Source organism: Streptomyces sp. NPDC023481 (assembly GCF_055560195.1).
In genome coordinates this window covers 321,644-347,828 of sequence record NZ_JBVHJE010000005.1, presented here as the reverse complement: position 1 = coordinate 347,828, position 26,185 = coordinate 321,644, and the positions used below count along the sequence as shown (strand labels likewise).

The following is a 26,185-nucleotide window of genomic DNA, read 5'->3' as shown; positions in this document are numbered from 1 at the left end:
GGCCGCGCCCGCACGTCACCACTCCGTAAGCCCCGCACGGGCAAGGAGGTCACCAGGTGACCGGCAGGCTCAGCGGGAAGCGGCGGATGGTGCCGGTGTCCCACCGGACGGCGTCGGGGGAGACGTCGAGGCGCAGCCCGGGGAAGCGGGCCAGCAGGCCGCTGACCGCGCTGTCCAGCTCCGCCCGGGCCAGCGGCGCGGCGAGGCAGTGGTGGCCGCCCCAGCCGAACGTCATGTGCGGGTGCACCGGCCGTTCGAGGTCGAGCCGGTGCGGGTCCGGGAAGACGGCGGGGTCGCGGTTGGCCGCCAGGTAGGACACGTGCACGTAGTCACCGGCGCTGATGGCGGTCCCCTCGATCTCCGCGTCCCGCAGCGCGATCCGCGGGATGCCCACGCCCTTGCGGAAGGGGATGAACCGCAGCAGCTCCTCCAGCGCGCCCGGGAACCGCTCGGGCTCGCGCGCCAGCGCGGCCATCTCCTCGGGCCGGGTCAGCAGCAGATAGGCGATGTTGCTGATCTGGCAGGTGGCGGTGTCGTTGCCGCTCAGGATCAGCGTCACGGCCAGCACCGCCAGCTCGTCGTCGCTCAGCGGCTCCTCGCCGTCGGGCACCTCGGCCGTGGCCATCGCGCTCAGCAGGTCCTCACCCGGCGCGCTCCGCCGGGCCGGGATCAGCGCGGCGAAGTACGCGCGCAGGTGGGCCTTGGCGTCGGCCGCGTCCTGCCGGGCGTCCGGGGAGGTGGCCAGCAGCCGCATCGTCCAGTCCCGCAACCGGTCGCGGTCGGCCTCGGGGACGGCGAGCAGCTCGCAGATCGTCAGGTGGGGCAGCGGCACCGACAGGTGCGTCACCAGATCCGCGGGCGGCCCGGCCTCGGCCATCGCCGTGAGCAGCCCGGCCACCACCCTGTCCACGGCCGGCCGCATCGCCGCCACCCGCTCGCGCGTGAACGCCTGGGCGGTCACATGGCGCAACCGGGTGACGTGCGGCGGGTCCGTCACGTTGATCGATTCCGGTGACACGATCGGCTCGGGCGTCATCCGCGGGTAGTCCCGCCCGACGATCGCCGCCCGGCTGAACCGGGGGTCGCACGTCACCTGGCGCACACCGGCGAAGCTGGTCACCAGCCACGCCTCCGCCTCGCCGTAGGGCAACCGGATCCGGCTGACCGGGCCGCCCCGCGCCAGCGCGGCCAGCTCCGGGTCGAAATCCAGCGCGTCGGCGAAGTCGAAGGGGCAACGCGGGACCGACTGGTCCCGCACCTGGTCCTCGAACTGGTCCTGGAACGACATACGGCCTCCCGGACAACGATGTCGGGCGCCCTGGAAGAGGCCACCCCGACCACTATGCGGGAGGCCGGCGGGCCTCGCAGCACGGACGCCCTTCAGCCGGCCGCGAGCATGGTGAGCATCGCCAAGGCCATCGCGGTGCGGCAGGCGCGCGTCACGAAGAGGCCGGGCGGCGCGGGGGAGCCGGCCGGTGGGGGCCCGGCCACGGTGGCCCCGGCGTACAGGACGTAGCCGGCGAAGTAGGCGAGCAGGGCGCCGGTCACGTCCGCCCGACGCCGTGCGCCATGCCCGTGCCGTGCCCCCCGGCGGGCATCGCCAGCGCCATGTGGACCATCGCGAGCGCCCCGACGGCATGGTGCACGCGCTGGTGCCACGCGCTCGCGGCCACCAGCGCGCCCAGGCCCGCCGCGGCGAACGCCGCCCCGAAGCGGCCCCGCGGACCGTCGGTCGGGCCTGCCCGCGCGGCTCCTGCGCGCGGCGCGGAACTCAGTGGGCGTGCCCGCGCAGCTCCTCGGAGTACGCCTTCGCGGCCTGCGGGCCCTCGTTCAGCGACTCCACCAGGCGGCTGAAGCCGGGGCACTCGGTGAAGTCGTGTGCCCGGCAGCTCATCGCGTGCTCGAGCAGGGTGCGGGACGCCTCGATCTCCTGGATGCGCCGCTGCAACTCCTCGTAGTGGGCGCGCAGCAGGGTCTGCCGGGCGTCGGCGTCCCTCGCGTCGAGGACGTCCCGCAGCTGCTCCAGGCTGAAGCCCGCGGCCTTGCCCCGCACGATCATCGCCACGCGGGCGATGTGGCGCTCGGTGTAGCGGCGCCTGCCGTTCACCCGCTCGGCGGGGGACAGCAGCCCGCTGGACTCCCAGTGCCGGAGCACATGGGGGCGCAGGCCGAACCGTTCGGCGAGTTCGCCGATCGTCATCGTCGGTTCCGCGTCGCTTGACTTCATGTTGACGGGCACGGGGTTCCCGACGGTCCCAGCGGCGCCCCCGGCGGGGCTTCGTCCGGGTGTGCGGCCGGCAGGGCCGCGGTCACCGGTGCGGTGTGCTCGGGGAGGGCTCGGGGGTGGACGGGCGGGGCGGGCTCGGGGTCGGGGTCGGGGTCGGGGTGCCGGCCGAGGGGTGGGGGGAGCGGGCCGGTTCGGCCGGGTGGGAGGGGCCGCCGCGTGACGTGAGGAACAGCAGCGCGGCCACGGCGGCCAGGGCCAGCACGCCCGCCGCCGCCCGGCGCACCCATCGGGCCCGCACCGCGACGGCCGGCGGACGCAGGGGCCGTAGGACGGCCGGGCCGATCGCGTTCGCCCGCGCCGCCAGGGCGGCCCGCAGCCGCTCCTCGACCGGCGTCGCCGTGGTCCCCGTACCGGACTCGTTCATCGCAACCCCTCCAGACGCCGGCCCAGGGCGTCGAGCGCCCTGCTGGCCGTGGACTTGACGGCCCCGCGCGACAGACCGAGCGTCGCCGCGATCTCGGCCTCGGTCAGATGCGACCAGTAGCGCAGCACCAGCACCTCACGCTGACGCCGGGTCAGCGTGCGCAGCGCCGCCAGCACCTCCCGGTGGTCCTCGTGCAGCAGTACGTCCTCCTCCGGGGCGGGCGCGTGCCCCTCGGGCTCGGGGGTGTGCGCGCGTACGGTCCGGCGCCGGCGCAGCACCGAACGGGCCGCGTTGACGACACTGGTCCGCAGATACGCCTCGGGATCGTCCAGCGCCGCGAGCCGGTGGCCGTGGCGCCGGAACAGCGCGGTGAACGCGTCCTGTACGACGTCCTCCGCCGTCGGCAGGTCGTCCACGAGCAGCACCGCCAGGCGTACGAGGGACAGCCGGCGGTGGTGGTACAGCTCCTCGATGTCCGGCGGGGGCCCGGCAACGGCGGCGGACCCGGTGCCGGACGCTGCCGTGGGGGCCGTGTCCGTGCGGACCCGGGCGAGGACCCGGGCCGGCAGGGCCCGTGCCAGACGTCGCCAGGGGGCGGGGCGCTTTGGGGGACCGGTCCGCTCCCAGGGCAGGGCCGTCGCCGGTGGTGTCGCTGTCGTCATGACTCTCCCGGGCCGGGTGCGGGGAGCCGCCGCGCGACGGCTCCCCTGACACCCGGCCCTGCCTCAGTGCTGCTGCGGAACCGGCGCCGGCGTGGCGGGACGGTGGGGATGCGGTACGGGCGCCGGGTGCCGGGGTGAGGAGGGGGACGGCACCGGGCGCGGGGTGGCCGGCACGGGGGAGGGGGTGGCGGTGCGGGGTGGGGACGGAACGGGGGAGGGGGTGGCCGCGGTGGGTGCGGGCGCGGGGCTCGTGGGGCGCACGGGCGAGGGCACCGGGGACGGAGTGGAGGTGCGGGGTGGGGACGGTACCGGGGAGGGTGACGCGTGGGCGTGCGCCGGTGCGGGGGCGGGCCGCTCCGCCGGGTGGCTGTCGCCCTGGGCCGCCTGGGCGGTCAGCGTGCCGGCGACGGCCAGGGCCGCGCCCACGGCGGAGACCCCCAGGGCGGCACGCAGTCGACGGACGCGGTACGGACGCGGGGTTCGGTGTGCGGACATGGGTTCCTTCGGTGGTTCGGATCGGACATCTGGACGAAGTGGAGGCCTCCACCCCGACAGACGCCCGACCCCGGGCGAGGTTGCAGGCGACGACGAACGAATTTCCCGCGTCCCGCGTCCCCGCGGTTCGGTCATCGGGCCGGGGCGGAGGCGGCTCGACGCGACATCGTTGTCCCGCGTGCGCGGGATGGCGGAGCCGGGTCGCCAGGCTGACGATGGTCGTGTGGGATACGGCCGCCGCCGCAGCGCCGGTGCCGTCCGAGGCCGCCGGGGGACGGAGGCCGGCCCCGGCCGCGGTCAGCGGCCGGAAGGGAGGAAACCGTCATGCTGGAAGTGAAGACGGTCGAGAAGCCGGACGAACGGCGCGACTTCCCCCGCGGCCACCTCGAAGCCCTCCACCTGACCGGGCTCGACTTCGCGGTGGGCACGTTCGAACCGGGGTGGCGCTGGTCGGAGTCCGTGGCGCCGATCGCGGGCACCGAGAGCTGCATGGTCCACCACAACGGATACGTGGTGCAGGGGCGGCTGCATCTCCGCATGGACGACGGCGGCGAGGGCGAGGTCGGCCCGGGCGACGTCTTCGTCTGCCCGCCCGGCCACGACGCCTGGGTGGTCGGTGACGAGCAGGTCGTCGTCCTGGACTTCGCCGGGACGATGGCGAACGAGTACGCGAAGGGCTAGCCGCACATCGACCGCGGTATCCGTCCGCGGGTGGTGAGTCACCGGGCCGTACCGGACCGCGTCCGGTACGGCCCGGCGGCCTGTCCCAGGGCCCCCGTCAGCCTGGCGCGTCGAACGCCCCCGCCCCTTCCTCCGCGAAGCCGACGGCGTCCGGGTGGCCGAACAGGCCCGGGAGGCCGCCGGTGTGCAGGAGGACCGTCCTCTCGCCGGGGCGGACGGTGCCGTCGGCGATCGCGGCACGCAGGCCGGCCAGGGCCCGGCCGGTGTAGACGGGGTCCAGGACCAGGCCCTCGGTGCGGGCGGCCAGCCGGAGCGCCTCGCGTACCGGGCCGGTCAGGGTCGCATACCCGGCGCCCACCTGGTCCCGGCGGATCCGCAGCCCCCGCGGTGCGACCTCCTCCGTCGTGAGCGGCGCGGCGAACTCGGCCACCGCCGCGGCCGGGTCGGCCAGCGCGCCCACGTCGACGCCCAGCACCGCCCCGCAGCCCAGGGCCGCGACCAGGCCGGCCATCGTGCCGCCCGAGCCGAGCGCCACCACCGCCGTACGCAGGTCCGGCAGTTGCTCGCGCAGTTCCGCCCCGCAGCGCAGATAGCCGCGGGCGCCCAGGACGCCGGAACCGCCGAACGGGATCAGCGCCGGACGGGCACCGCCCGCCCGCAGCCGCGCGCAGACCTCGGCCGCCGCCGCGTCCAGCCCGGCCCGGTCCACCTGGCCGGCCCAGGCGAGCCGGGCCCCGAAGAGACCGTCGAGAGCCAGGTTCCCGGAACGGGAGACGCCCGGGGAGCCGCGCAGCACGAGGACGACCGACAGACCGAGCCGGGCGCCCGCGGCGGCGGTCAGCCGGGCGTGGTTGCTCTGCGGGGCACCGGTGGTCACCAGCGTGTCCGCGCCCTCCGCGAGGGCCGCGCCCAGGGTCCACTCCAGCTTGCGGATCTTGTTCCCGCCGCCGCCGAGACCGGTCAGGTCGTCCCGTTTCACCCACAGGTCGTCCGGCCCGAGCCCCAGCGCCGCGGCCAGCCGGGGCGCCGCTTCCAGCGGGGTGGGGTAGGTGCCCAGCGGTACGGGCGGGTGAGTCATGGCGACGCGTCCTCGGGTCGTATCCGGCGATGACCCCAGTGGATCACGGCCCCCGCCGGCCGGGAGGCCCACCCCCCGGACGGTGCAGTCCAACGCGCCGACGCGCCGCGCCGCCCCGTCCAATGGAGCCGTGACCGCGCCCCCGGACGACTGCCTCGCCCGTAACGAGTGGATCTGTGGCGCCTATCTGAGCAGCCGCCGGCAGATCCTCCTCGACGCGGTCGTCCAGCACCTCCAGCTGACGTTCCTGTCGGTCCTGATCGGCCTGGTCGTCGCTCTGCCGCTCGCGGTGCTGGCCCGCCGCTGGGGCTGGGCGGCCGGTCCGGTCCTCGCGGTCACGACGATCCTCTACACCATCCCGTCGCTGGCCATGTTCTCCCTGCTGCTGCCCCTCTACGGCCTCTCGGCCACCCTGGTCGTCGCCGGGCTGGTGCTGTACTCGCTCACCCTGCTCGTCCGGAACATCCTCGCCGGGCTGCGCGCGGTCCCGGAGGAGACCCGGCAGGCCGCGCTCGGCCTCGGCTACGGCCCCGTACGCCTGCTCCTCACCGTAGAGCTGCCCCTCGCCGTGCCCGCCGCGATGGCCGGCCTGCGCATCGCCACCGTCTCGGCGGTCTCCCTGGTCACCGTCGGCGCGATCGTCGGCTTCGGCGGCCTCGGCAACCTCATCTACGCGGGCATGAACACCTACTTCAAGGCCCAGGTGCTCACCGCGTCCGTGCTGTGCGTGGTCATCGCCGTCGCCGCCGACCTGCTCCTGCTGGCCGTGCAGCGGCTGATCACCCCCTGGACGCGGGCGGCCCGCGGATGAACGCCCTCGCCGCCGCCTGGGACTGGCTCACCGACCCCGCGCACTGGCCGGGCGACGACGGCATCCGGCACCGGCTGCTCCAGCACCTCCTGCTCACCGTCGTCTGCCTGCTGCTCAGCTGTCTGATCGCGCTGCCCGTCGCCCTCGTCCTCGGCCACCTCGGCAAGGGCGGCGCGCTCGCCGTGAACATCTCCAACGTCGGCCGGGCCGTGCCCACCTTCGCCGTCCTGGTGCTGCTGCTCCTCACCCCCGTCGGCAGGTGGGGCGAGGGCCCGACGGTGGTCGCGCTGGTGCTGTTCGCCGTACCGCCGCTGCTCACCAACGCCTACGTCGGCATGCGCGAGGTCGACCGGAGCGTGGTGCAGGCCGCCCGGGGCATGGGGATGACCGGGCGGCAGGTACTGTTTCACGTGGAACTGCCCCTTTCGCTCCCCCTGGTGCTGAACGGGGTACGGATCGCCGCCGTCCAGCTCGTCGCCACCGCCACCATCGCCGCGCTCGCGGGCGGCGGCGGCCTCGGCCGGATCATCACCGCGGGGTTCAACCTCGCCAGCACCCCGCAGGTGGTCGCGGGCGCGCTGCTCGTCGCCGTGTTCGCCCTCCTGGTCGAGGGGGTCTTCGAGGCCGTCGAGCGGCTGGCACCGTTCTGGCTCAGGGGCGGCCGATGAGGGGGCGTACGGCCGTCGCCGCGCTCATGCTCCTCGCGCTCCTCGTGCTGAGCGGCTGCGCCACCGGCCCGGCCCTGGAGCACCGCGGCCAGGTCACCGCACCGCCCGGCGACAGCCACCACCTGACCGTCGGCTCGGCCGGCTTCACCGAGAGCGACCTGCTCGCCCAGCTCTACGCCCAGCTGCTGAACCACGCCGGATACCAGACGTCCCTCCTCACCGTCGCCAACCGGGAACTGTACGAACCGGCCCTGGAATCCGGCCAGATCGACGTCGTGCCCGAGTACGCGGCCACCTTCGCCGACTGGCTGAACGCCAAGACGCACGGCGCCGGCGCGCGGCCCGTCGGCTCACCCGACCTCGGCGCCACCATGAAGGCCCTGCGCGCCCTCGCCGCACCCCGAGGCCTCACCGTCCTCCCGCCGGGCCGGGCCGTCGACCAGAACGCCTTCGCGGTGACCGCCGCCTACGCACGCCGGCACCACCTCGCCACCCTCAGCGACCTCGGCGCCTCCGGACTGAAGGTACGGCTCGCCGCGGGCGACGAGTGCGTACAGCGGCCGTACTGCGAGCCGGGCCTGCGGAAGGTCTACGGCATCGACATCACCGGCATCGATCCCAAGGGCGTGGGCACCACCCAGGCCAAGCGGGCCGTGCAGACCGGCCGGGACCAGATGGTGCTGACCACCACCACCGACGCCACCCTCGGCTCCTTCGGCCTGGTCCTGCTCGACGACGACAAGCACCTGCAGAACGCCGACTACGTCGTCCCGGTCGTCAACCGCTCCCGCGCGGGCGGCGGGCGCGTGGCGCAGGCGCTCGGCCGGCTCAACACCGTCCTGACCACGAGCGACCTGGCCGACATGAACCGGCAGGTCGACAGCTGGCGCCGGCTGCCCGCCGACGTGGCCCACCGCTACCTCCAGGACAAGGGCCTGCTCAAGTAGGCCGCTGCGCGCCTCACGCCACGAGCCGCGCGCCTCACGCCTCCGACACCGAGTCGAACGGCACCTGCCCGCGCGCCACACCGCGGGCGTCCGCGTCCACCGAGCGGCGCAGCGCCTCGTGCAGCTTCGCCGGGGTCAGCACACCGAGGAACCGGGCCCCCTCCAGCACGGCGACCCACCCGGCGTCGTACTGGAGCATCACCCCGAACGCCTGCTTCAGCGGGGCGCCGACCGGGACCCAGGCGGTCATCCGGTGGGTCAGTTCCCCGACCGTGCCGCCCGCCACCAGTTCCTCGACGCCGACCCAGCCGTGCAGATCACCGCCCTGGTCCAGGACCACCGCCCACCGGGCGCCCTGGGCCCGCAGCCGTTCCTGCGCACGCCCGGCGGGCTCGTCCAGGCGGGCCACCGGCGGCTGCTCCAGATCGTCCGGCTCGATCGTGGTGACCGACAACCGCTTCAGCCCCCGGTCGGCGCCCACGAACCCGGCGACGTACGGCGTGGCGGGCGACCCGAGCACCGCGCCCGGCGTGTCGAACTGCTCGATACGGCCCTGCCCGTACACGGCGATACGGTCGCCGAGCCGGACGGCCTCCTCGATGTCGTGCGTGACCAGCAGCACCGTCTTGCGCACCGCGGCCTGCATGCGCAGGAACTCGTCCTGCAACTGCTCGCGCACCACCGGGTCGACCGCGCCGAACGGCTCGTCCATCAGCAGCACCGGCGGATCCGCGGCCAGCGCCCGCGCCACGCCGACCCGCTGCCGCTGCCCGCCGGACAGCTGCTCCGGGTAGCGCGGCCCGTACGTCTTCGGATCGAGGCCCACCAGGTCCAGCAGCTCGGTCGCCCGCGCCCGCGCCTTCGCCCGCTTCCAGCCGAGCAGCGCGGGCACGGTCGCCGTGTTGTCCAGGACGGTGCGGTGCGGGAAGAGGCCCACCTGCTGGATGACGTACCCGATCCGGCGGCGCAGCCGCACCGGGTCGACGGTCGCGATGTCCTCGCCGCCGACGAGGATCCGGCCCGAGGTCGGCTCGATGAGCCGGTTCACCATCATCATCGTGGTCGTCTTGCCGCACCCGGACGGTCCCACGAGGGTGACCAGTTCCCCCTCGGACACCTCGAAGGAGAGGTCGTCCACGGCGGTCGTACCGTCCGGGTACCGCTTGGTGACCTGCTCGAACCGGATCATCCCCCCACGCTACGGCAGCGGGCCCCCGCCCTCATCCCCTCGTGCCCCGACCGGCGGACACGCGGCGGCGTGCCGTCGGCGGCCGCGACCCGGGCCAGTGTGGACCCTCCCACCACGACGGCCCTCGTCCAGGCGGGGGCGTCAGCCGAGCAGGATCACCTCCAGGGTGCGCGGGCCGTGGACGCCCTCCACCCGGTCCAGTTCGATGTCGCTGGTGGCCGACGGGCCCGAGATCCAGGTCGAGGGGCGGGTCGGATCGAGGCGTCCGAGGGCCTGCGGGACGGAGGAGACGACCTGGTCCGGGACGCGGACGACGCAGATGTGGTGGTCCGGTACGAGCGAGATACGGCGCCGGCCCTGGTCCGGGGAGCCGTCGAGGACGAGGGTGCCGGTCTCGGCGATCGCCACGGCGCACGCGGTGACCACGCTGTCGACCCGGTCCAGCGCGGACGGTGTGGTCTCCGCCCGGTCGGGGACCCGGGTGACGTCCGCCGCGGCCAGCCAGTCCTCGTCGAGACCGGGCGGCACCACCACCGAGCCCGCTTTCCGCTCCGCCAGCAACCGGCCGATCAGCGAAGGAAGTCCGGCAGTGCTGCTGCGGTGCACGATCGCCCGGTAGTCCGCCAGGTTCTCCGCCAGCAGCTCCACCGTCTGCTCGACGGACCGCTCCCCGTGCTCGCGCAGATAGTCCCGGGGCACCGCCTCGTCGTACGGCCGCTCCTGCGTGAGGTCCACGTCCGCGAGGGCGCGCCGTACCCGGCCCAGGATCCGTTCCCTGCTGCTCACTTGTCGCCGTCCTTCCCGCCGCGCGTGCGCTGCCACCAGTCCCGGAACGGCTCCGGCGGCAGGGTGGGCAGATCCCGGGTGTCGCTCCAGGCCCGGCCGGGGCCCGGGAGGGTACGGGGGTGCAGCCGGCGGGTCCGGGAGGCCAGCCGCTGGCCGGTGCGCAGGGCGCCCGGGTGGCTGAACGCCCAGCGCGCCGCCCGCATCGCCGCCCGCTCGGCCGCGTGCCCCTTCGCCGGCCGCAGCACCACCTTGTTGCCCTGCCGTACCGCCGTACCGCCCTGCACGACCCGCTCGCGCAGATGCACCAGCACTTCGGGGATGTCGATGGCGACCGGGCACACCTCGTAGCAGGCCCCGCACAGGCTGGACGCGTACGGCAGCGAGGCGTCGATCTCGCTCGCGGTGCCCCGGAGCTGGGGGCTGAGGATGGCGCCGATGGGGCCCGGGTAGACCGAGCCGTAGGCGTGCCCGCCGGCCCGCTCGTACACCGGGCACACGTTCAGGCAGGCGGAGCACCGGATGCAGCGCAGCGCCTGGCGGCCGACCTGGTCGGCGAGGGTGTCGGTGCGGCCGTTGTCGAGCAGGACCAGGTGGAAGGCGCTCGGGCCGTCACCGTCCGTCGTCCCCGTCCACATGCTCGTGTACGGGTTCATGCGCTCGGCGGTGGACGAGCGGGGCAGGGTCTGCAGGAAGACCTCCAGGTCGCGCCAGGTGGGCACCACCTTCTCGATGCCGACGACCGAGATGAGCGTCTCCGGCAGGGTCAGGCACATCCGGCCGTTGCCCTCGGACTCCACCACGACCAGCGTGCCGGTCTCGGCGACCATGAAGTTGGCGCCGGACACGCCGACCTTCGCCCGCAGGAACTTCTCCCGCAGGTGCAGCCGGGCCGCCTCGGCGAGTTCGGCGGGGGTGTCCGTCAGACCCTCCGGCGCCGGGCGGCCCCACTCGCCCATCTCGGAGCGGAAGATGTCGCGGATCTCGCCCCGGTTGCGGTGGATGGCCGGGACCAGGATGTGCGAGGGGCGGTCCTTGCCCAACTGCACGATCAGCTCGGCGAGATCGGTCTCGTAGGCACGGATGCCCTCTTCGAGGAGGGCCTCGTTGAGCCCGATCTCCTGCGTGGCCATCGACTTGACCTTGACGACCTCCGACTCGCCCGTCTCCTTCACCAGGCGGGCCACGATCCGGTTGGCCTCGTCGGCGTCAGCGGCCCAGTGGACCGTACCGCCCGCCGCCGTGACCGACTCCTCCAACTGCTCCAGGTACCGGTCGAGATGGCGCAGCGTGTGGTCCTTGATCCGCTTGCCCGCCTCGCGCAGCTCCGCCCAGTCGGACAACTCGCCCACCGCACCGGCCCGTTTGGCCCGGATGGTGTGGGTGGCGTGCCGCAGATTGCCGCGCAGGGTCGCATTGTGGACGGCTTCGTGCGCGGCCTTCGGGAAGGCCGGCATACCGACGAACGTTCCGGTCACAGCGCCGGTTCCTCCTCCGTGCTCGCCAGGATCTCCGCGATGTGCACCGGCCGCAGGGCCGTCCGCAGCCGGCTCATCGTGCCACCGAGGTGCATCAGACAGGAGTTGTCGGCCGCGCACAGCACCTCCGCGCCCGTCGACTCGGCGTTGCGTACCTTGTCCGCGCCCATCGCCGCCGACACATCGGCGTTCTTCAGCGCGAACGTGCCACCGAACCCGCAGCACTCCTCGGCGCCCGGCAGCTCGACCAGCTCCAGCCCCCTGACGGCCTGGAGCAGCAGCCGCGGCCGGTCGCCCAGCCCGAGCCCGCGCAGCCCGTGGCAGGTGGGGTGGTAGGTGACCTTGTGCGGGTAGTAGGCCCCGACGTCGGTCACGCCGAGCACGTCCACGAGGAACTCGGTCAGCTCGTACGTCTTCGGCACCACCGGAGCCAGCGTCCGCGCCAGCGTGTCGCCGCGCCCCTCGGCCCGGGCCCGCTCGCCCATGCGCGGATACAGCTCCCGGACCATCGCCCCGCACGATCCGGACGGCGTGACGATCGCGTCGTAGTCACGGAAGACATCGGAGAAATGCCGGGCCAGCGGCTCGGCCTCATGGCGGTACCCGGTGTTGTAGTGCGCCTGCCCGCAGCAGCTCTGGCCGCTCGGGAAGTCCACGTCCACACCCAGCCTCGTCAGCAAGTTCACCACGGCACGCCCGGTATCCGGATACAGCGTGTCGTTGACACAGGTCAGGAACAGGGCGACACGCATCGCGGCTCCTCGGTGTCGGTCATCGGATGAGTGCAGCCTAGTCGGAGGAGTGCGCCCGCGGGAGGGTCCGGATCACCGGAGGGCGAGCCGGGCCTCGGCCGCCCGCCACCGGCCGCTGTCGCCACGGGGCGTGTACCGGGTGAGCGGCTGGGTCCGGCCGAGCAGCCGGCGCAGGTCGGCGAGGTCGCCGGCGAGTCCGTGCGCGCGGGCCTGCACGAGGACGTTGCCGAGGGCGGCGGCCTCGGTCGCGCCGGCCACCACCGGCAGCCCGCAGGCGTCGGCCGTCAGCTGGCACAGCAGCGCGTTGCGGGTGCCGCCGCCGACCAGGTACACCACGTCCACCGGACGGTCGGCCAGCCGCTGCGCGTCCGCCACGGCCCGCCGGTGGGCGAGGGCGAGGGAGTCCAGGATGCACCGGGTGGTCTCGGCCCGCGTCTCTGGGACCGGCTGCGCCGACTCCCGGCAGGCCCGCGCGATCCGCTCCGGCATCCGCCCCGGAGCCAGGAACGTCCTGTCCCCGGCGTCCACCACCGAACGCAGCGGCGGCACGTCGGCCGCCTCCCGGAGCAGTACCCCCAGATCCGGCTCCCCCCAGGCCCGTACGCACTCCTGGAGCAGCCACAGCCCCATGATGTTGCGGAGATAGCGGACGGTGCCGTCGAGCCCCAGCTCGTTGGTGAAGTTCGCCGCCCGGCTCTCCTCGGTGAGCACCGGGGCGTGCAGTTCGAGGCCGGCCAGCGACCAGGTGCCGGTGCAGAGGTAGGCGAAGCGCTCATCGGCCGCCGCCGGGACGGCGGCCACCGCGGAGGCGGTGTCGTGCGAGCCGACCGTGGTCACCGGCACCGGGCCGGTCAGGCCCGTCTCCGCCAGCACCTCCGGCCGCAGCGTCCCGGCCGGATCGCCCGGCTGCCGCAGCGGCGCGAACAGACCGAGGTCGATGCCGAGCCGGTCGGCGACGTCCCGCGCCCAGTCGCGGGTCCGGGGGTCGATCAGCTGGGTGGTGGAGGCGTTGGTCAGCTCGGTGCCCTGCTCGCCGGTGAGCCAGTACGTCAGCAGGTCCGGGATGAGCAACAACCGCTGCGCATGGCTCAGTTGGGACGTCGAGCGGGCGGCCGTGAGCTGGTAGAGGGTGTTGAACGGCGCGTACTGCAGGCCGGTGGCCGCGTACAGCTCGGCCGCCGGCACGGTCGCCCACACCTTCTCCGCGACCCCCTCGGTACGGCCGTCCCGGTAGTGCACCGGGTTGCCCAGCAGGGCCCCGTCGGCGTCCAGCAGGCCGTAGTCGACGGCCCAGCTGTCCACGCCCACGGAGGCGAGCCGTCCACCGCAGTGCGCGCCGGCCGCCCGGAGCCCGTCCAGGACACCGCCGTACAGCGCGAGGATGTCCCAGCGCAGCCCCTCCGGGAGCCGCAGAGGGCGGTTGGGGAACCGGTGGGCCTCGCTCAGCTCCAGCGTGTCCGGGCCCACCCGCCCGACCATCACCCGCCCGCTGGAGGCGCCGAGATCGACCGCCGCGTACGACCTCACCCGCGCGCTCATCGCAGGAACGCGGCCGCCACACCCGCGTCGACCGGGATGTGCAGCCCCGTGGTGTGCGTGAGGTCCCCGCCGGTGAGCGCGAACACCGCGTTCGCCACGTGCTCGGGCAGCACCTCCCGCTTGAGGATGGTCCGCTGCGCGTAGAACTCGCCCAGCTTCTCCTCCGGCACTCCGTACACCGCGGCCCGCTGCGCACCCCAGCCGCCCGCGAAGATCCCGGACCCGCGCACCACCCCGTCCGGGTTGACCCCGTTGACCCGGATCCCGTGCTCGCCCAGCTCGGCCGCCAACAGCCGTACCTGGTGGGCCTGGTCGGCCTTGGTGGCGGAGTAGGCGATGTTGTTCGGGCCGGCGAACACGGCGTTCTTCGAGGCGATGTACACGATGTCACCGCCCAGCCCCTGCGCGGTCATCACCCGGGCCGCCTCCCGCGACACGAGGAACGACCCGCGGGCCATGACGGCGTGCTGGAGGTCCCAGTCCCTCGCCGAAGTCTCCAGCAGTGGCTTGGAGAGGGAGATCCCGGCGTTGTTGACGACGAGGTCGACGCCGCCGAAGGCCAGCACGGCCGCCCTGAACGCGGCGGCGATCTGCTCCTCGGAGGTGACGTCGACGGTGACGGCGACGGCCCGGTCCGGCCCACCCAGCTCCTCGGCGACGGCCGCGGCGCTCCCCCCGTCCAGGTCGGCGACGACGACACACGCCCCCTCGGCCGCCAGCCGGTGGGCGATGGCCTTCCCGATCCCGCTGCCGGCCCCCGTCACGAAGGCGACGCGCGTGGCGAGCGGCCTGGGCCGGGGCATCCGCCGGAGCTTGGCCTCCTCCAGCGCCCAGTACTCGATCCGGAACTTCTCGGCCTCCTCGATCGGTGTGTACGACGAGACGGCCTCCGCGCCCCGCATCACGTTGACGGCGTTGACGTAGAACTCGCCCGCCACGCGGGCGGTCTGCTTGTCCTTGCCGAAGGAGAACATGCCGACGCCCGGCACGAGCACGACGGCCGGGTCCGCGCCGCGCATGGCGGGGGAGTCGGGCAGGGCGTGCCGCCGGTAGTAGGCGGCGTACTCCTCCCGGTAGGCGGCGTGCAGCTCCCGCAGCCGGGCGACGGCCTCGTCCAGCGGCGCGGCCGGCGGCAGGTCCAGCACGAGCGGCCGTACCTTGGTGCGCAGGAAGTGGTCCGGGCAGGACGTGCCCAGGGCGGCCAGCCGGGGGTGCTCGGCGCGCGCCAGGAAGTCGAGGACGGCCTCGGTGTCGGTGAAGTGCCCGACCTGCGGCCCGTCCTGGGAGGCGAGGGCGCGGACGTAGGGCGCGAGCGCGGCCGCCCGCTCCCTGCGCGCGGCCTCGGGCAGCGCCTCGTACCCCTCGACGACCGGTCCGAAGGGCTCGGGCCTGCCCCTCTCGGCGAGGAACGCCTCGGCGGTCCGGATGATGTGCAGCGAGTTGCGCTCGCACTCCTCGGAGGAGTCGCCCCAGGCGGTGATGCCGTGCCCGCCGAGGACACAGCCGACGGCCTGCGGGTGGGCGGCCTTGATCGCGGCGATGTCCAGGCCGAGCTGGAACCCGGGCCGCCGCCACGGCACCCACACCACGGCGTCCCCGAAGCACTCGGCGGTCAGCTTCTCCCCGTCGGCGGCGCAGGCGAGCGCGATACCGGAGTCCGGGTGGAGGTGGTCCACGTGCGGGGCGTCCACCAGAGCGTGCATGGCGGTGTCGATCGAGGGCGCGGCCCCGCCCCTGCCGTGCAGGCAGTAGTCGAACGCGCCGACCATCTCGTCCTCGCGCTCGACCCCGGGATACACCTCGGCCAGGGCCCGCAGCCGGTCCAGCCGCAGCACGGCCAGCCCGCCCTCGGTGAGCGTGCCGAGGTCGCCACCGGAGCCCTTCACCCACATCAGCTCCACCTCACCACCGGTGACGGGGTCGGTGGCGGAGCCCTTGGCGGACGCGTTCCCGCCGGCGTAGTTGGTGTTGCGCGGATCGGAGCCGAGCCGGTGCGACCGGGAGAGGAGGGCGTCGACTTCGGGATGGGTGGTCATGAGGATCGGTTCCTGTTCGGGGGAGGAAGAGGAAAAGGGGGAGCGAAAAGGGGGAGGGGAAGAGGAAAAGGGGCGCGGAAAGAGAAAGAGGGGGCGCGGAAGGGGTAAGGGGGGGAGGAGGAAGCGGGACGGACGGGCCCGCACCCCGGGTCGGCCTCCGGAGGCGGACGCGTCACGCCCCCCAACCGGCCTGCTCCCCGCCCACGCGCTCGGCGGCGATCCGCTCGCCCCACCCGGACCGGGCGTACGCGCCCATCGGGTCGGGATCCAGCCCCGACTCCTCGCGGACCTCGGCGAGCAGCCCCCGGACATCCGTGTTGTACGCGTCCATCAGCACGGCGTTGGCCCCCAGGACGTCCCCCGCCCGCTGGGCCGCGGCCAACGCGTCACGGTCGACCAGCAGCGCCTTCGCCGTGGCCTCCTGGACGTTCATCACCGAGCGGATGACCGCCGGGATCTTCGCCTCGATGTTGTGGCACTGGTCGAGCATGAACGCGACGTCGGAGGTGAACCCCCCGCCCCGGATCACCTCGTACATGATCCGGAACAGCTGGAACGGGTCCGCGGCACCCACCATCAGGTCGTCGTCGGCGTAGAAGCGCGAGTTGAAGTCGAACCCGCCGAGCTTCCCCTCCCGCAGCAGCGTCGCCACGATGAACTCGATGTTGGTCCCCGGCGCGTGGTGCCCGGTGTCGACGACCACCTGTGCCCGGTCACCGAGCTTGAGGCAGTGCGCGTAGGCGGTCCCCCAGTCCGGGACGTCGGTCGAGTAGAAGGCCGGCTCGAAGAGCTTGTACTCCAGCAGCATCCGCTGCCCCGCGCCGAGCCGCTCGTACACCTCGGCCAGCCCCTCGGCGAGCCGGTCCTGCCGGGCGCGCAGGTCGTCCTGGCCGGGATAGTTCGTCCCGTCGGCGAACCACAGCTTCAGGTCGCGCGACCCGGTGGCGTCCATGATGTCCACGCAGCGCAGCAGGTGGTCGACGGCCTTGCGGCGCACGGCCGCGTCCGGGTGGCAGATGCTGCCCAGCCGGTAGTCGTCGTCCTGGAAGGTGTTGGAGTTGATCGCGCCCAGCCGTACGCCCCGTTCCCCGGCGTACTTCGCGAGGGCCGCGTAGTCCTCCACGGTGTCCCAGGGGATGTGCAGGGCGACGGTCGGCGCGACCCCGGTGAAGGCGTGCACCTGCGCCGCGTCCTGGAGCTTCTCCCACGGCGAGCGCGGCACGCCGGCCTGGGCGAAGACCTTGAAGCGGGTCCCGGAGTTCCCGTACGCCCACGACGGCGTCTCGACGGCCTGGGTCTTGAGCGCGGCCTTCACCGCGGCGAGGTCGGTCACTTCGGGGCTCCTGTGAAGTCGGGCGGCACGACTGAGTATGTGAAACGATTCAGAACGGCAAGCTAGGGGTCGCCCGAAAGGGTGTCAAGCGGTCCGACCGGCCCGGTCGCCCGTGACTCCGCCGTGACCTTCGGCGATCGAAACTTTTTCGATACGGACCCATTGACGTGACATCACTGCGGTGCCTACCGTCCCGGCCATCCACTTGAAACCTTTCATGACCCCGTGGCGGCCCCGCGGCCCTGCCGCCGGTGTCGTCGAGGAGCCCCCATGACCCACCCGCCCGACACGGGACCGGCCCCGGTACTGGCGCTGCAGGGCGTCTCCAAGTCCTTCGGTGCCGTACGCGCGCTGCGGGACGTCTCGCTGGAGCTGCTGCCCGGCGAGGTGCACGCCCTCGCCGGCGAGAACGGCGCGGGCAAGTCGACCCTGATCAAGACCCTCGCCGGAGTGCACCGGCCGGACGCGGGCCGGGTCCTGCTCGACGGCGAGCCCGTCGTCTTCCACGGTCCCGGCGACGCCCGTGACGCCGGCATCGCCGTGATCTACCAGGAGCCCACCCTCTTCCCGGACCTGTCGATCGCCGAGAACATCTACATGGGCCGGCAGCCCAGACGGGCCCTCGGCCGGATCGACCACAGGGCCACCCGCGCGGCCACGGCCGCCCTGATGGCACGGCTCGGTGTCGACCTCGACCCGGACCGGCCCGCCCGCGGGCTGTCCATCGCGGACCAGCAACTCGTGGAGATCGCCAAGGCCCTGTCCTTCGACGCCCGGGTGCTGATCATGGACGAGCCGACCGCCGCCCTGACCGGCAGCGAGGTCGCCCGGCTCTTCGGCGTCGTACGCACCCTGCGCGACCAGGGCGCGGCCGTGCTGTTCATCTCGCACCGGCTGGAGGAGATCTTCGAGATCTGCGGGCGGGTGACCACCCTGCGGGACGGCGCCCGGATCGCCACCGAGCCGCTCGCCGGGATGACCGAGGACGACCTGGTCCGCCGGATGGTCGGCCGCGACCTGGCCGAGCTGTACCCGAAGCAGGACGTCGTCCCGGGCGAACCGGCCCTGCGCGTGCGCCGGCTGACCCGCGAGGGCGTCTTCACGGACGTCTCCTTCGAGGTGCGGTGCGGTGAGATCGTCGGTCTCGCCGGGCTCGTGGGCGCCGGCCGGACCGAGGTGGCCCGCGCGGTGTTCGGCGTCGACCGCTGGGACGCCGGCGAGGTCGAGGTCGCGGGGCGCAGACTCACCAACGGGGCGCCCTCCGCCGCGATGGCGGCGGGGCTGGCCCTGGTCCCGGAGGACCGGCGGGCCCAGGGCCTGGTGATGAACATGTCCATCGAACGCAACATCGGCCTGACCGGGCTCCGTACGACCGCCCGGGCCGGCCTGGTGAACCGGGGCGCCGAACGCAGCCGCTCGCTGGACTGGGCGGTCAGGCTCCAGGTGAAGTACGCCCGGATCGCGGACGCCGTCGCCACCCTGTCCGGCGGCAACCAGCAGAAGGTCGTCCTCGCCAAGTGGCTCGCCACCGGCCCCAAGGTGCTCATCGTGGACGAGCCGACGCGCGGGATCGACGTCGGCACCAAGGCCGAGGTGCACCGGCTGCTGAGCGAACTGGCAGCCGACGGCGTCGCCGTCCTGATGATCTCGTCCGACCTGCCGGAGATCCTCGGCATGGCCGACCGGGTGCTCGTCATGCACGAGGGCCGGATCACCGCCGAGATCCCCCGCCGCGAAGCCACCGAGGAGACCGTGATGGCCGCCGCCACCGGGAGGGCCGCCGCATGACGGTCGGCACCACGGACGAGACCCCCGTCGCCGGCGTGCCCCGGTCGAGCGGCACCCGACTGGTCGACCGCGTCCTCAGGGTGCGCGAACTCGCGATCCTGGCCGTCTTCCTGGTGATGATCGCGGTCACCCAGGCCGGGAACAGCGCGTTCCTGTCCGCGCAGGGGATCAAGGACCTGCTGCTCAACGCGACGATCCTGGTGCTGGTCGCCACCGGCCAGTCGCTGGTCGTCCTCACCCGCAACGTCGACCTGTCCGTCGGCTCCACCCTCGGCATCAGCGCCTTCGCCGCCGGCACCTGGCTGCACGGCGGCGGCGACCCGGCCCTCGCGGTCCTCCTGGCCGTCCTGCTCGGCACCGGCTTCGGACTGCTCAACGGGCTGCTGGTCAGCCTCGGCCAGGTGCCCGCGCTGGTCGTCACCCTCGGCACCCTGTACGTCATCCGGGGCGTCGACTCCCTCTGGGTCGGCTCCCGGCAGATCACCGCCGCGGACCTGCCCGGCGGGTTCGTGGACTTCGGCTCCGGCGGCCTGTCCGCGATCCCCTGGCTGGCCCTGATCGCCCTGGCGGTACTGCTGGCGACGGGCCACTACCTCAAGCACTTCGGCGGCGGCCGGGAACTGTACGCCCTCGGGTCCCACCCGGAGGCGGCCCGGCTGGCCGGCATCCCGGTGCGGCGGCGCGTCCTGGCCGCCTACACCTTCTGCGGCGCGCTCGCCGGACTCGCCGGAGCGATGTACCTGGCCCGGTTCGGCAACGTCGACTCCGGCACCGGCTCCGGCTACGAACTCACCGTCGTCAGCGCCGTCGTGGTCGGCGGCGTCGCCTTCACCGGCGGCTCCGGCAGCGTCTACGGCGCCGCCCTCGGCGCCCTGCTGCTCACCTCGATCAACAGCGTGCTCCCCGCGCTCGGCGTCAGCTCCGTGTGGGTGCTGGCCATCAACGGCGTCCTGCTGCTGCTCGCCATCGCCGTCGACCGGATCGTGGCGCTGCGCGTGGCCGCCGCCCTGAAGAAGAAGTCGGCCCCGAGGAGGACCGCCATGGCGAAGGAGAAGGCCGGTGCCTGAGTCGCTCACCCGCGCGGTCCGTTGGGACACGGTCGTCGGCGCGCTGCTGATCGTCCTGCTGCTGGCCTCGTTCGGCCTCGTCGACGGCTTCGGCAACGCGCTGAACCTGTCGTTCCTGCTCGGCAACACGCTGCCCATCGCCCTGATCGCCCTGCCGATGACCCTGCTGGTCGTCGCCGGCGAGATCGACCTGTCCGTGGCGTCCACGGCCGGCCTGTCCGGCGCGGTGATGGGCAGGCTGTGGAACGAGGGCATGGCCATCGAGCAGATCATCCCGCTGTGCCTGCTCCTGGGCGTGGTGTGCGGGCTGGTCAACGGGCTGCTGGTGACCCGGCTCGGGCTGCCGTCGCTCGCGGTCACCATCGGCACGCTGGCCGCGTACCGCGGTATCGCGCAGATCGTCCTCGGCTCCGACGCGGTGACCGACTTCCCCACCGGCTACCTCGACTTCGCGGCCGGCCGGGTCGGCGGCACCTTCCTGCCGCAGGCCTTCCCGCCCTTCCTGGTGCTGCTGGCCGTCGCCGTGGTCGTCCTGCACGCCACACCGTTCGGGCGGTCGCTGTTCGCGATCGGGGCGGGGGAGGAGGCGGCGTGGTTCTCCGGGATCCGGGTGAAGCGGACGAAGCTCCTGCTGTTCGTCGCCACGGGGGCCATGTCGGCACTCACCGGCGTGTTCTGGGCGCTGCACTACGCGAGCGCGCGCTACGACAACGCCACCGGGCTCGAACTGTCCGTCGTCGCCGCCGTGTTGCTGGGCGGCATCGACTTCGACGGGGGCAGGGGCACGATCGGCGGCGCGATCGCCGGTGTCTTCCTGCTGGGCACGTCGCAGAACGTGATGAGCCTGCTGAACGTCTCCGCCCAGTCGCAGATCGTCGTGACGGGTGTGCTGCTCGTCCTCTCCGTGCTCGGGCCCCGGGTGGCCCGGCAGATCGCCGTCATGCAGCGGTCGGCACGACAGACGGCACCAGCAGCGCAGGAGACGGCATAGGAGCCGGCACACGAGTTCGCGGCCCGTCGTGGCCGGTCGGGCAGTTCCCCGCGCCCTCTTCCGGGCGCACACCATCCACGCCTTGTGAAAAGGGGTCCCCTTCCATGCTCAAGCCCATCCTGCGCCGCACCGGTGCCGCCCTCGCCGCCGGCACCTCCCTGGCCCTCGCCCTCACCGCCTGCGGCGGTACCACGAAGAACGACGTGAAGGCCGACAACGCCTCCGCCGCCCCGGCCGGCAAGGCCGACCCGAACGCGGCCACCAAGAAGGGGCTGACCGTGGGCTTCCTGCCCAAGCAGGTCAACAACCCCTACTTCACCACCGCCGACCTGGGCGGCCGCAAGGCGCTCGCCGAACTCGGCTCCACGTACAAGGAGGTGGGCCCGAGCAGCGCCACCGACACCTCCGGCCAGGTGAGTTACGTCAACACGCTGACCCAGCAGCGGGTGGACGCCATGGCCGTGTCCGCGCAGGACCCGGGCGCGCTGTGCCCCGCGCTCAAGCAGGCGATGAGCAACGGTACGAAGGTCGTCACCTACGACTCCGACACCAGCCCCGGCTGCCGCAACGCCTTCGTCTCCCAGGCCGGCGCCGAGGACCTGGGCCGTACCGAGGTGCGCCTGCTCGCCGAACAGATCGGGTACAAGGGCGAGATCGCGGTCCTGTCGGCCGCGCAGACCGCGACGAACCAGAACACCTGGATCGGCTACATGAAGGACGAGCTGAAGGACCCCAGGTACAAGGACATCAAGCTGGTCAGGATCGCCTACGGCAACGACGACGCGCAGCAGTCCTTCCAGCAGACCCAGGGCCTGCTCCAGCAGTACCCGGACCTGAAGGGGATCATCTCCCCGACCACTGTCGGCATCAAGGCCGCCGCCCAGTACCTGTCGGGCTCCCGGTACAAGGGCAAGGTCAAGCTGACCGGCCTCGGCACGCCGAACGACATGCGCAAGTACGTCAAGAACGGCACCGTCGACGCCTTCGAGCTGTGGGACCCGGCCAAGCTCGGCGACCTGGCCGCGCGCACCGCCGTCGCGCTGGCCTCGGGGCAGATCACCGGCAAGGAGGGCGAGACCTTCCGGGCCGGCGGCACGACGTACACCATCGGCAAGAACGGCGTGATCACCCTGGGCAAGCCGACCGTGTTCGACGCCGGGAACATCGACCGGTTCGACTTCTGAGCCGCCGGACGGCGCCCGTCCCGACGAGGCCGTGCAACCGCTGACCGAGGTCCTCCACCTCGCCCGACCACCTGGAGCCGAACATGAGACGACGCACCGTGCTCGCCGGCGCCCTCGCCGCCTCCGCCACGACCGCCGGAACCGCACGGGCGGCCGTGCCGGGCCCGTCGGTCACCGCCAGGGGCACCACCCGACTCGACTCCCAGGCCGTCTACTTCGTGTCCTACGACGGCCTGGTCAACAACAACTCCTTCCAGAAGAACGGCCTGCTGACCTACCAGGGCCACCAGTACGCCGCCTGGTACACGGCGAGCCGCTACGCCGTCGTGGCCCGCCGGGCCCTCGGCACCGGCACCTGGGCGACGGTCACCCTGCCGCACCGGCTCAAGGCCGACGACTCCCACAACGTCATCTCCATGGGCGTCTCCGCCACCGACGGCCGCCTCCACCTGAACATGGACTCCCACAGCGACGGCTTCTCCTACGTCAAGTCCGTCGCCGGGCTGCTGGACACTCCCGCGTCCACGGCCTGGACCGCGTCCGTCTTCGGCGCCGTCCAGACGACCCTCGACGGGCTCGCGCCCACCCCGCAGTTCACCTACCCGCAGTTCGTCGCCACCCCCGAGGGCCGGCTCCAGCTCAGCTACCGCGCCGGCGTCTCCGGCAACGGCCGCAACGCCCTCGCCGAGTACGACGGTTCACGCTGGACCGCGCTGGGGGAGTGGACCAGCGCGACCGGCACGTACACCAGCGAGCACGGCTCCAGCACCGCCCGCAGCATGTACCTGCACGGCATCGACTACGACACCCGGGGCCGGCTGCACGCCCTGTTCACCTGGCGGGAGCAGAACCCGGCCGTCATGTGCGGCGGCGGCGGGATCACCAACCACGACACCGGCTACGTCTGGTCCGACGACCGCGGCCGTACCTGGCGCGACGACACGGGCACCGTCGTCGGCACCACCGGTGGCTCCGACAGGGTCGCCGTCGGCGACAGCGGACTCGTCGTGGACGCCCTGAACCCGGACCACTCCCTGATGAACCAGGAGAGCCAGACCACCGACTCCGCCGGCCGCCCGCACGCGATCATCAGCTACGTCCCGGGCCGCTTCGGACCGTGCACCACGGACTACGTCGCAGACCGCACCGCCCACGGACGCGCCTTCCACCTGCGCAAGAACGCCTCAGGGGGCTGGCAGAAGACCGAGATCCCCGTCCCGCTCGGCTCCAGCCAGCGCACCAGGCTGGTCCTGGACCGCTACGACAACGCCTACGCCGTGTTCCCGTTCGGCCGGATCGCCGCGGCCTCCAGGGACTCCGGGTACACCGACTGGACGCTCCTGTTCGACGGCGGCGGGCTGAACGCCTTCGGCGAGGTCGTGGTCGACGAGACCCGGATCGGGGCGGACCACGTCCTGTCGTTCCTGTACCAGGAGAAGTCCACCGGCACCACGCCCTCACCGCTGCACGTGGCCGACTTCGCCCTGCCGGCGTGACGGTAATGTGAAGTCCGCCCCGCCGCATCCCGTCCCCTGGAGGTCCGAAGCCCGATGGCCCAGTCGGTGGGTATCAAGGACGTCGCCCGCGCCGCCGGCGTGTCGGTGGGCACCGTGTCCAACGTCATCAACCGGCCGGACACCGTCGCCGGCGAGACCCGGGCCCGCGTGCTCTCGGCGATCGACCGGCTCGGCTACGTCCGCAGCGAGTCGGCGCGCCAGCTGCGGGCCGGCCGCAGCCGGATCATGGGGCTGCTCGTGCTCGACATGGGCAACCCCTTCTTCGTGGACGTCGCGCGCGGCGCCGAGCGGGCGGCCCGGGACGCGGGGCTCGGCGTGATGGTGTGCAACAGCGCGCAGAACGCGGCCGAGGAGGCGGAGTACCTCTCCCTCTTCGCCGAGCAGCGGGTGCGGGGCGTGCTGCTCACCCCGGCCGACGCCACCGGCCGCAACATCGACGCCTTCCGCCGGCACGGCATCCCGTTCGTGCTGGTCGACCGGGTCGCCGAGGGGACCACCGAGTGTTCGGTCAGCGTCGACGACGTGGCGGGCGGCGCGCTCGCGGTCCGGCACCTGGTGGACGCCGGGCACCGCTCGATCGCCTACGTCAGCGGGCCGCCCGGGTTCAACCAGGTCCGCGACCGCCGTACCGGCGCGCTGAACGCCCTCGCCGAGGCCGGCCTCGGCCCCGAGGCGCTGCGCGAACTGCCCACCGAACGGCTCGACGTGGCCGCGGGCCGGGACGCGGGCGCCCGGCTGCTCGGCCTCGCCGACCGGCCCACCGCCGTCTTCTGCGCCAACGACCTGCTCGCCCTCGGTGTCCTCCAGGCCATGTACGCGGCCGGCGTCACCGTCCCGGACGACCTCGCGATCGTCGGCTACGACGACATCGAGTTCGCCGCCGCGGCCGCCGTACCGCTCACGTCGGTACGGCAGCCCGCCGTCACCCTGGGCGCCCTCGCCGCGGAACTGCTGCTGGAGGAGACCGAGCAGGGCGAGGGGGAGCGCGGGCGGACGCACGAGCACCGGCGGGTGGTGCTCCAGCCGGAGCTGGTGGTGCGCCGCTCCAGCCTGGCCGCACGCTGAGCCGGGTCGCGCGCCCGGTCCCGTACTGACCGGAAGTTCAGCGACCAACCGTCATCCGGGGGCTCGGCGCGGGCCCGCTCATGTGCTCAACTGGGACACGTCCAACCCGCCCGTCCCAGGAGATGCGTTGAGCCCCAGCTACCGACAGCCCGGCGTCGTCCTCACCGACCGCCACTTCACCGTGCCCCTCGACCACGCCGACCCGGGCGGCGAGACCATCGAGCTGTACGCCCGGGAGGCGGTGGCGAGCGACAGGACCGGCCAGGACCTGCCCTGGCTGGTATATCTGCAGGGCGGCCCCGGCTTCGGGGCGAATCGTTTCGTCGGACGTCAGGCCTGGCTCGACCGGGCCCTGAAGGAGTACCGCGTCCTGCTGCTCGACCAGCGCGGCACCGGCCGCTCCACGCCCGCCACCCGGCAGACCCTGCCGCTGCGCGGCGGCCCCGCCGCACAGGCCGACCACCTCACCCACTTCCGCGCCGACTCCATCGTCCGCGACTGCGAGGCCATCCGCCCCCAGGTCACCGGCGGCGCCCCGTGGACCGTACTCGGCCAGAGCTTCGGCGGCTTCTGCACGGTGTCGTACCTCTCCCTCGCCCCCGAGGGTGTCGACACCGCGATCGTCACCGGCGGCCTGCCCTCCCTGCACGCCCACGCCGACGACGTCTACCGGGCCGCCTACCCGCGCGTCGAACGCAAGGTCACCGCGCACTACGCGCGCTACCCGCAGGACGTGGAGCGGGCCCGCCGGATCGCCGACCACCTCCTCACCCACGACGTGGTCCTGCCGAACGGGTACCGCTTCACCGTCGAGGCCTTCCAGTCCCTCGGCGTGATGCTCGGCACGAGCGACGGCAGCCACCGGCTGCACCACCTGCTGGAGGACGCCTTCGCGGCGACGCCGGCCGGCCTGGAACTCTCCGACGCCTTCCAGGAGCAGGCCCAGTCGCTCCTCTCGTACGCCTCCCACCCCCTCTACGCCCTCGTCCACGAGGCGATCTACGGCCAGGACGCCCGCCCCACCGCCTGGGCCGCCGAACGCGTCCGCGCCGAGTTCCCGCAGTTCGACGCGGCCAAGGCGCTCACCGGGGACGGCCCGGTGCTCTTCACCGGCGAGACCGTCCACCCCTGGATGTTCGACACCGACCCGGCCCTGCGCCCGCTGCGCGAGACGGCCGAACTGCTCGCCGCCCGCACCGACTGGCGCCCGCTCTACGACCCGGCACGCCTCGCCGCCAACGAGGTCCCGGTCGCCGCGGCCGTCTACCACGACGACATGTACGTCGACACCGCCCACTCCCTGGAGACGGCCGCCGCGATCCGCGGCCTGCGCCCCTGGGTCACCAACGAGTACGAGCACGACGGCCTGCGCGTGGGCGCGCCCCGCGTCCTGGACCGGCTGCTGGCGCTGGTGCGTGACGAGGTGTGAGGGCGCCGGGGTCCGCCGCGGCGGGGGGCGGGCCGGCAGGT

At 73.4% G+C, this 26,185-nt stretch carries 25 protein-coding genes; 11 read left to right on the top strand and 14 right to left on the bottom strand.

Features of this window, described 5'->3' with window-relative positions:
• Positions 1-49: 49 nt before the first annotated feature.
• The 6 genes from ACZ3ZD_RS13740 to ACZ3ZD_RS13715 all read right to left on the bottom strand — a co-directional run bounded on the left by ACZ3ZD_RS13740 (position 50) and on the right by ACZ3ZD_RS13715 (position 3,808).
• Positions 50-1,288: a cytochrome P450 gene (locus ACZ3ZD_RS13740; RefSeq protein ID WP_467396313.1), complete on the bottom strand. Its 1,239-nt coding sequence runs from the start codon at positions 1,286-1,288 to the stop codon at positions 50-52.
• A 92-nt stretch (positions 1,289-1,380) separates the two neighbouring features.
• Positions 1,381-1,659 carry a DUF5134 domain-containing protein gene (locus ACZ3ZD_RS13735; protein ID WP_467396311.1) on the bottom strand — a complete coding sequence of 93 codons (279 nt, stop codon included), beginning with the start codon at positions 1,657-1,659 and terminating at the stop codon, positions 1,381-1,383.
• Between the two features lie 112 nt (positions 1,660-1,771).
• The gene (locus ACZ3ZD_RS13730) at positions 1,772-2,200 is read right to left on the bottom strand and encodes a helix-turn-helix domain-containing protein (protein ID WP_467396309.1); all 429 of its coding nucleotides are present in this window, start codon (positions 2,198-2,200) and stop codon (positions 1,772-1,774) included.
• A 109-nt stretch (positions 2,201-2,309) separates the two neighbouring features.
• A complete protein-coding gene (locus ACZ3ZD_RS13725) occupies positions 2,310-2,651 on the bottom strand; it encodes a hypothetical protein (protein ID WP_467396307.1) in 342 nt (113 codons plus the stop codon).
• Positions 2,648-3,313: an RNA polymerase sigma factor gene (locus ACZ3ZD_RS13720; RefSeq protein WP_467396305.1), complete on the bottom strand. Its 666-nt coding sequence runs from the start codon at positions 3,311-3,313 to the stop codon at positions 2,648-2,650. Before ACZ3ZD_RS13720 ends, ACZ3ZD_RS13725 begins: the two co-directional genes overlap by 4 nt.
• A 63-nt stretch (positions 3,314-3,376) precedes the next feature.
• A complete protein-coding gene (locus tag ACZ3ZD_RS13715) occupies positions 3,377-3,808 on the bottom strand; it encodes a hypothetical protein (protein WP_467396303.1) in 432 nt (143 codons plus the stop codon).
• Positions 3,809-4,132: 324 nt separating this feature from the next.
• Between ACZ3ZD_RS13715 and ACZ3ZD_RS13710 the strand changes: the two genes are divergently transcribed.
• Positions 4,133-4,489 (top strand): cupin domain-containing protein, encoded by a 357-nt coding sequence (locus tag ACZ3ZD_RS13710; protein WP_467396301.1) that lies wholly within the window; start codon positions 4,133-4,135, stop codon positions 4,487-4,489.
• A gap of 97 nt (positions 4,490-4,586) precedes the next feature.
• On the opposite strand, the gene ACZ3ZD_RS13705 is transcribed toward ACZ3ZD_RS13710, so the two are convergent.
• Entirely contained in the window at positions 4,587-5,567 is a 981-nt protein-coding gene (locus tag ACZ3ZD_RS13705) for a D-cysteine desulfhydrase family protein (RefSeq protein ID WP_467396299.1), read from the bottom strand.
• Between the two features lie 130 nt (positions 5,568-5,697).
• Here ACZ3ZD_RS13705 and ACZ3ZD_RS13700 point away from each other — a divergent pair, with 130 nt between their 5' ends.
• From ACZ3ZD_RS13700 to ACZ3ZD_RS13690, 3 genes are read left to right on the top strand one after another with little or no spacing between them, the layout of a single operon-like run.
• Positions 5,698-6,378 (top strand): ABC transporter permease, encoded by a 681-nt coding sequence (locus ACZ3ZD_RS13700; RefSeq protein ID WP_467396297.1) that lies wholly within the window; start codon positions 5,698-5,700, stop codon positions 6,376-6,378.
• A complete protein-coding gene (locus tag ACZ3ZD_RS13695) occupies positions 6,375-7,046 on the top strand; it encodes an ABC transporter permease (RefSeq protein ID WP_467396295.1) in 672 nt (223 codons plus the stop codon). Before ACZ3ZD_RS13700 ends, ACZ3ZD_RS13695 begins: the two co-directional genes overlap by 4 nt.
• Positions 7,043-7,993, top strand: coding sequence for an ABC transporter substrate-binding protein (locus tag ACZ3ZD_RS13690; RefSeq protein WP_467396294.1), 951 nt, complete (start codon positions 7,043-7,045; stop codon positions 7,991-7,993). The genes ACZ3ZD_RS13695 and ACZ3ZD_RS13690 overlap by 4 nt, the downstream gene beginning before the upstream one ends.
• A gap of 34 nt (positions 7,994-8,027) precedes the next feature.
• On the opposite strand, the gene ACZ3ZD_RS13685 is transcribed toward ACZ3ZD_RS13690, so the two are convergent.
• From ACZ3ZD_RS13685 to rhaI, 7 genes are all read right to left on the bottom strand, one after another.
• Entirely contained in the window at positions 8,028-9,182 is a 1,155-nt protein-coding gene (locus ACZ3ZD_RS13685; RefSeq protein ID WP_467396292.1) for an ABC transporter ATP-binding protein, read from the bottom strand.
• Between the two features lie 141 nt (positions 9,183-9,323).
• Positions 9,324-9,968 carry a LutC/YkgG family protein gene (locus tag ACZ3ZD_RS13680; protein ID WP_467396290.1) on the bottom strand — a complete coding sequence of 215 codons (645 nt, stop codon included), beginning with the start codon at positions 9,966-9,968 and terminating at the stop codon, positions 9,324-9,326.
• Complete coding sequence (locus tag ACZ3ZD_RS13675; protein ID WP_467396288.1) at positions 9,965-11,443, bottom strand: LutB/LldF family L-lactate oxidation iron-sulfur protein; 1,479 nt, start codon at positions 11,441-11,443, stop codon at positions 9,965-9,967. Before ACZ3ZD_RS13675 ends, ACZ3ZD_RS13680 begins: the two co-directional genes overlap by 4 nt.
• Positions 11,440-12,195: a (Fe-S)-binding protein gene (locus ACZ3ZD_RS13670; protein WP_467396286.1), complete on the bottom strand. Its 756-nt coding sequence runs from the start codon at positions 12,193-12,195 to the stop codon at positions 11,440-11,442. Before ACZ3ZD_RS13670 ends, ACZ3ZD_RS13675 begins: the two co-directional genes overlap by 4 nt.
• Positions 12,196-12,267: 72 nt before the next feature.
• On the bottom strand, positions 12,268-13,734 hold the full coding sequence (locus ACZ3ZD_RS13665) for a rhamnulokinase (RefSeq protein ID WP_467396284.1): 1,467 nt from the start codon (positions 13,732-13,734) through the stop codon (positions 12,268-12,270).
• Positions 13,731-15,770: a bifunctional aldolase/short-chain dehydrogenase gene (locus ACZ3ZD_RS13660; RefSeq protein WP_467396282.1), complete on the bottom strand. Its 2,040-nt coding sequence runs from the start codon at positions 15,768-15,770 to the stop codon at positions 13,731-13,733. Before ACZ3ZD_RS13660 ends, ACZ3ZD_RS13665 begins: the two co-directional genes overlap by 4 nt.
• Before the next feature lie 172 nt (positions 15,771-15,942).
• Positions 15,943-17,103 carry an L-rhamnose isomerase gene (gene rhaI, locus ACZ3ZD_RS13655; RefSeq protein WP_467396280.1) on the bottom strand — a complete coding sequence of 387 codons (1,161 nt, stop codon included), beginning with the start codon at positions 17,101-17,103 and terminating at the stop codon, positions 15,943-15,945.
• Between the two features lie 270 nt (positions 17,104-17,373).
• Here rhaI and ACZ3ZD_RS13650 point away from each other — a divergent pair, with 270 nt between their 5' ends.
• From ACZ3ZD_RS13650 to ACZ3ZD_RS13620, 7 genes are all read left to right on the top strand, one after another.
• Positions 17,374-18,891 (top strand): sugar ABC transporter ATP-binding protein, encoded by a 1,518-nt coding sequence (locus tag ACZ3ZD_RS13650; RefSeq protein ID WP_467396278.1) that lies wholly within the window; start codon positions 17,374-17,376, stop codon positions 18,889-18,891.
• Entirely contained in the window at positions 18,888-19,958 is a 1,071-nt protein-coding gene (locus tag ACZ3ZD_RS13645; RefSeq protein WP_467396276.1) for an ABC transporter permease, read from the top strand. The genes ACZ3ZD_RS13650 and ACZ3ZD_RS13645 overlap by 4 nt, the downstream gene beginning before the upstream one ends.
• Positions 19,951-20,949: an ABC transporter permease gene (locus ACZ3ZD_RS13640; protein WP_467396274.1), complete on the top strand. Its 999-nt coding sequence runs from the start codon at positions 19,951-19,953 to the stop codon at positions 20,947-20,949. The genes ACZ3ZD_RS13645 and ACZ3ZD_RS13640 overlap by 8 nt, the downstream gene beginning before the upstream one ends.
• A gap of 104 nt (positions 20,950-21,053) precedes the next feature.
• Positions 21,054-22,133, top strand: coding sequence for a rhamnose ABC transporter substrate-binding protein (rhaS, locus tag ACZ3ZD_RS13635; protein ID WP_467396272.1), 1,080 nt, complete (start codon positions 21,054-21,056; stop codon positions 22,131-22,133).
• An 83-nt stretch (positions 22,134-22,216) separates the two neighbouring features.
• Entirely contained in the window at positions 22,217-23,629 is a 1,413-nt protein-coding gene (locus tag ACZ3ZD_RS13630) for a BNR repeat-containing protein (protein WP_467396270.1), read from the top strand.
• 54 nt (positions 23,630-23,683) lie between these two features.
• On the top strand, positions 23,684-24,715 hold the full coding sequence (locus ACZ3ZD_RS13625) for a LacI family DNA-binding transcriptional regulator (protein WP_467396268.1): 1,032 nt from the start codon (positions 23,684-23,686) through the stop codon (positions 24,713-24,715).
• Between the two features lie 127 nt (positions 24,716-24,842).
• The gene (locus ACZ3ZD_RS13620; RefSeq protein ID WP_467396266.1) at positions 24,843-26,144 is read left to right on the top strand and encodes an alpha/beta fold hydrolase; all 1,302 of its coding nucleotides are present in this window, start codon (positions 24,843-24,845) and stop codon (positions 26,142-26,144) included.
• Positions 26,145-26,185: the final 41 nt, after the last annotated feature.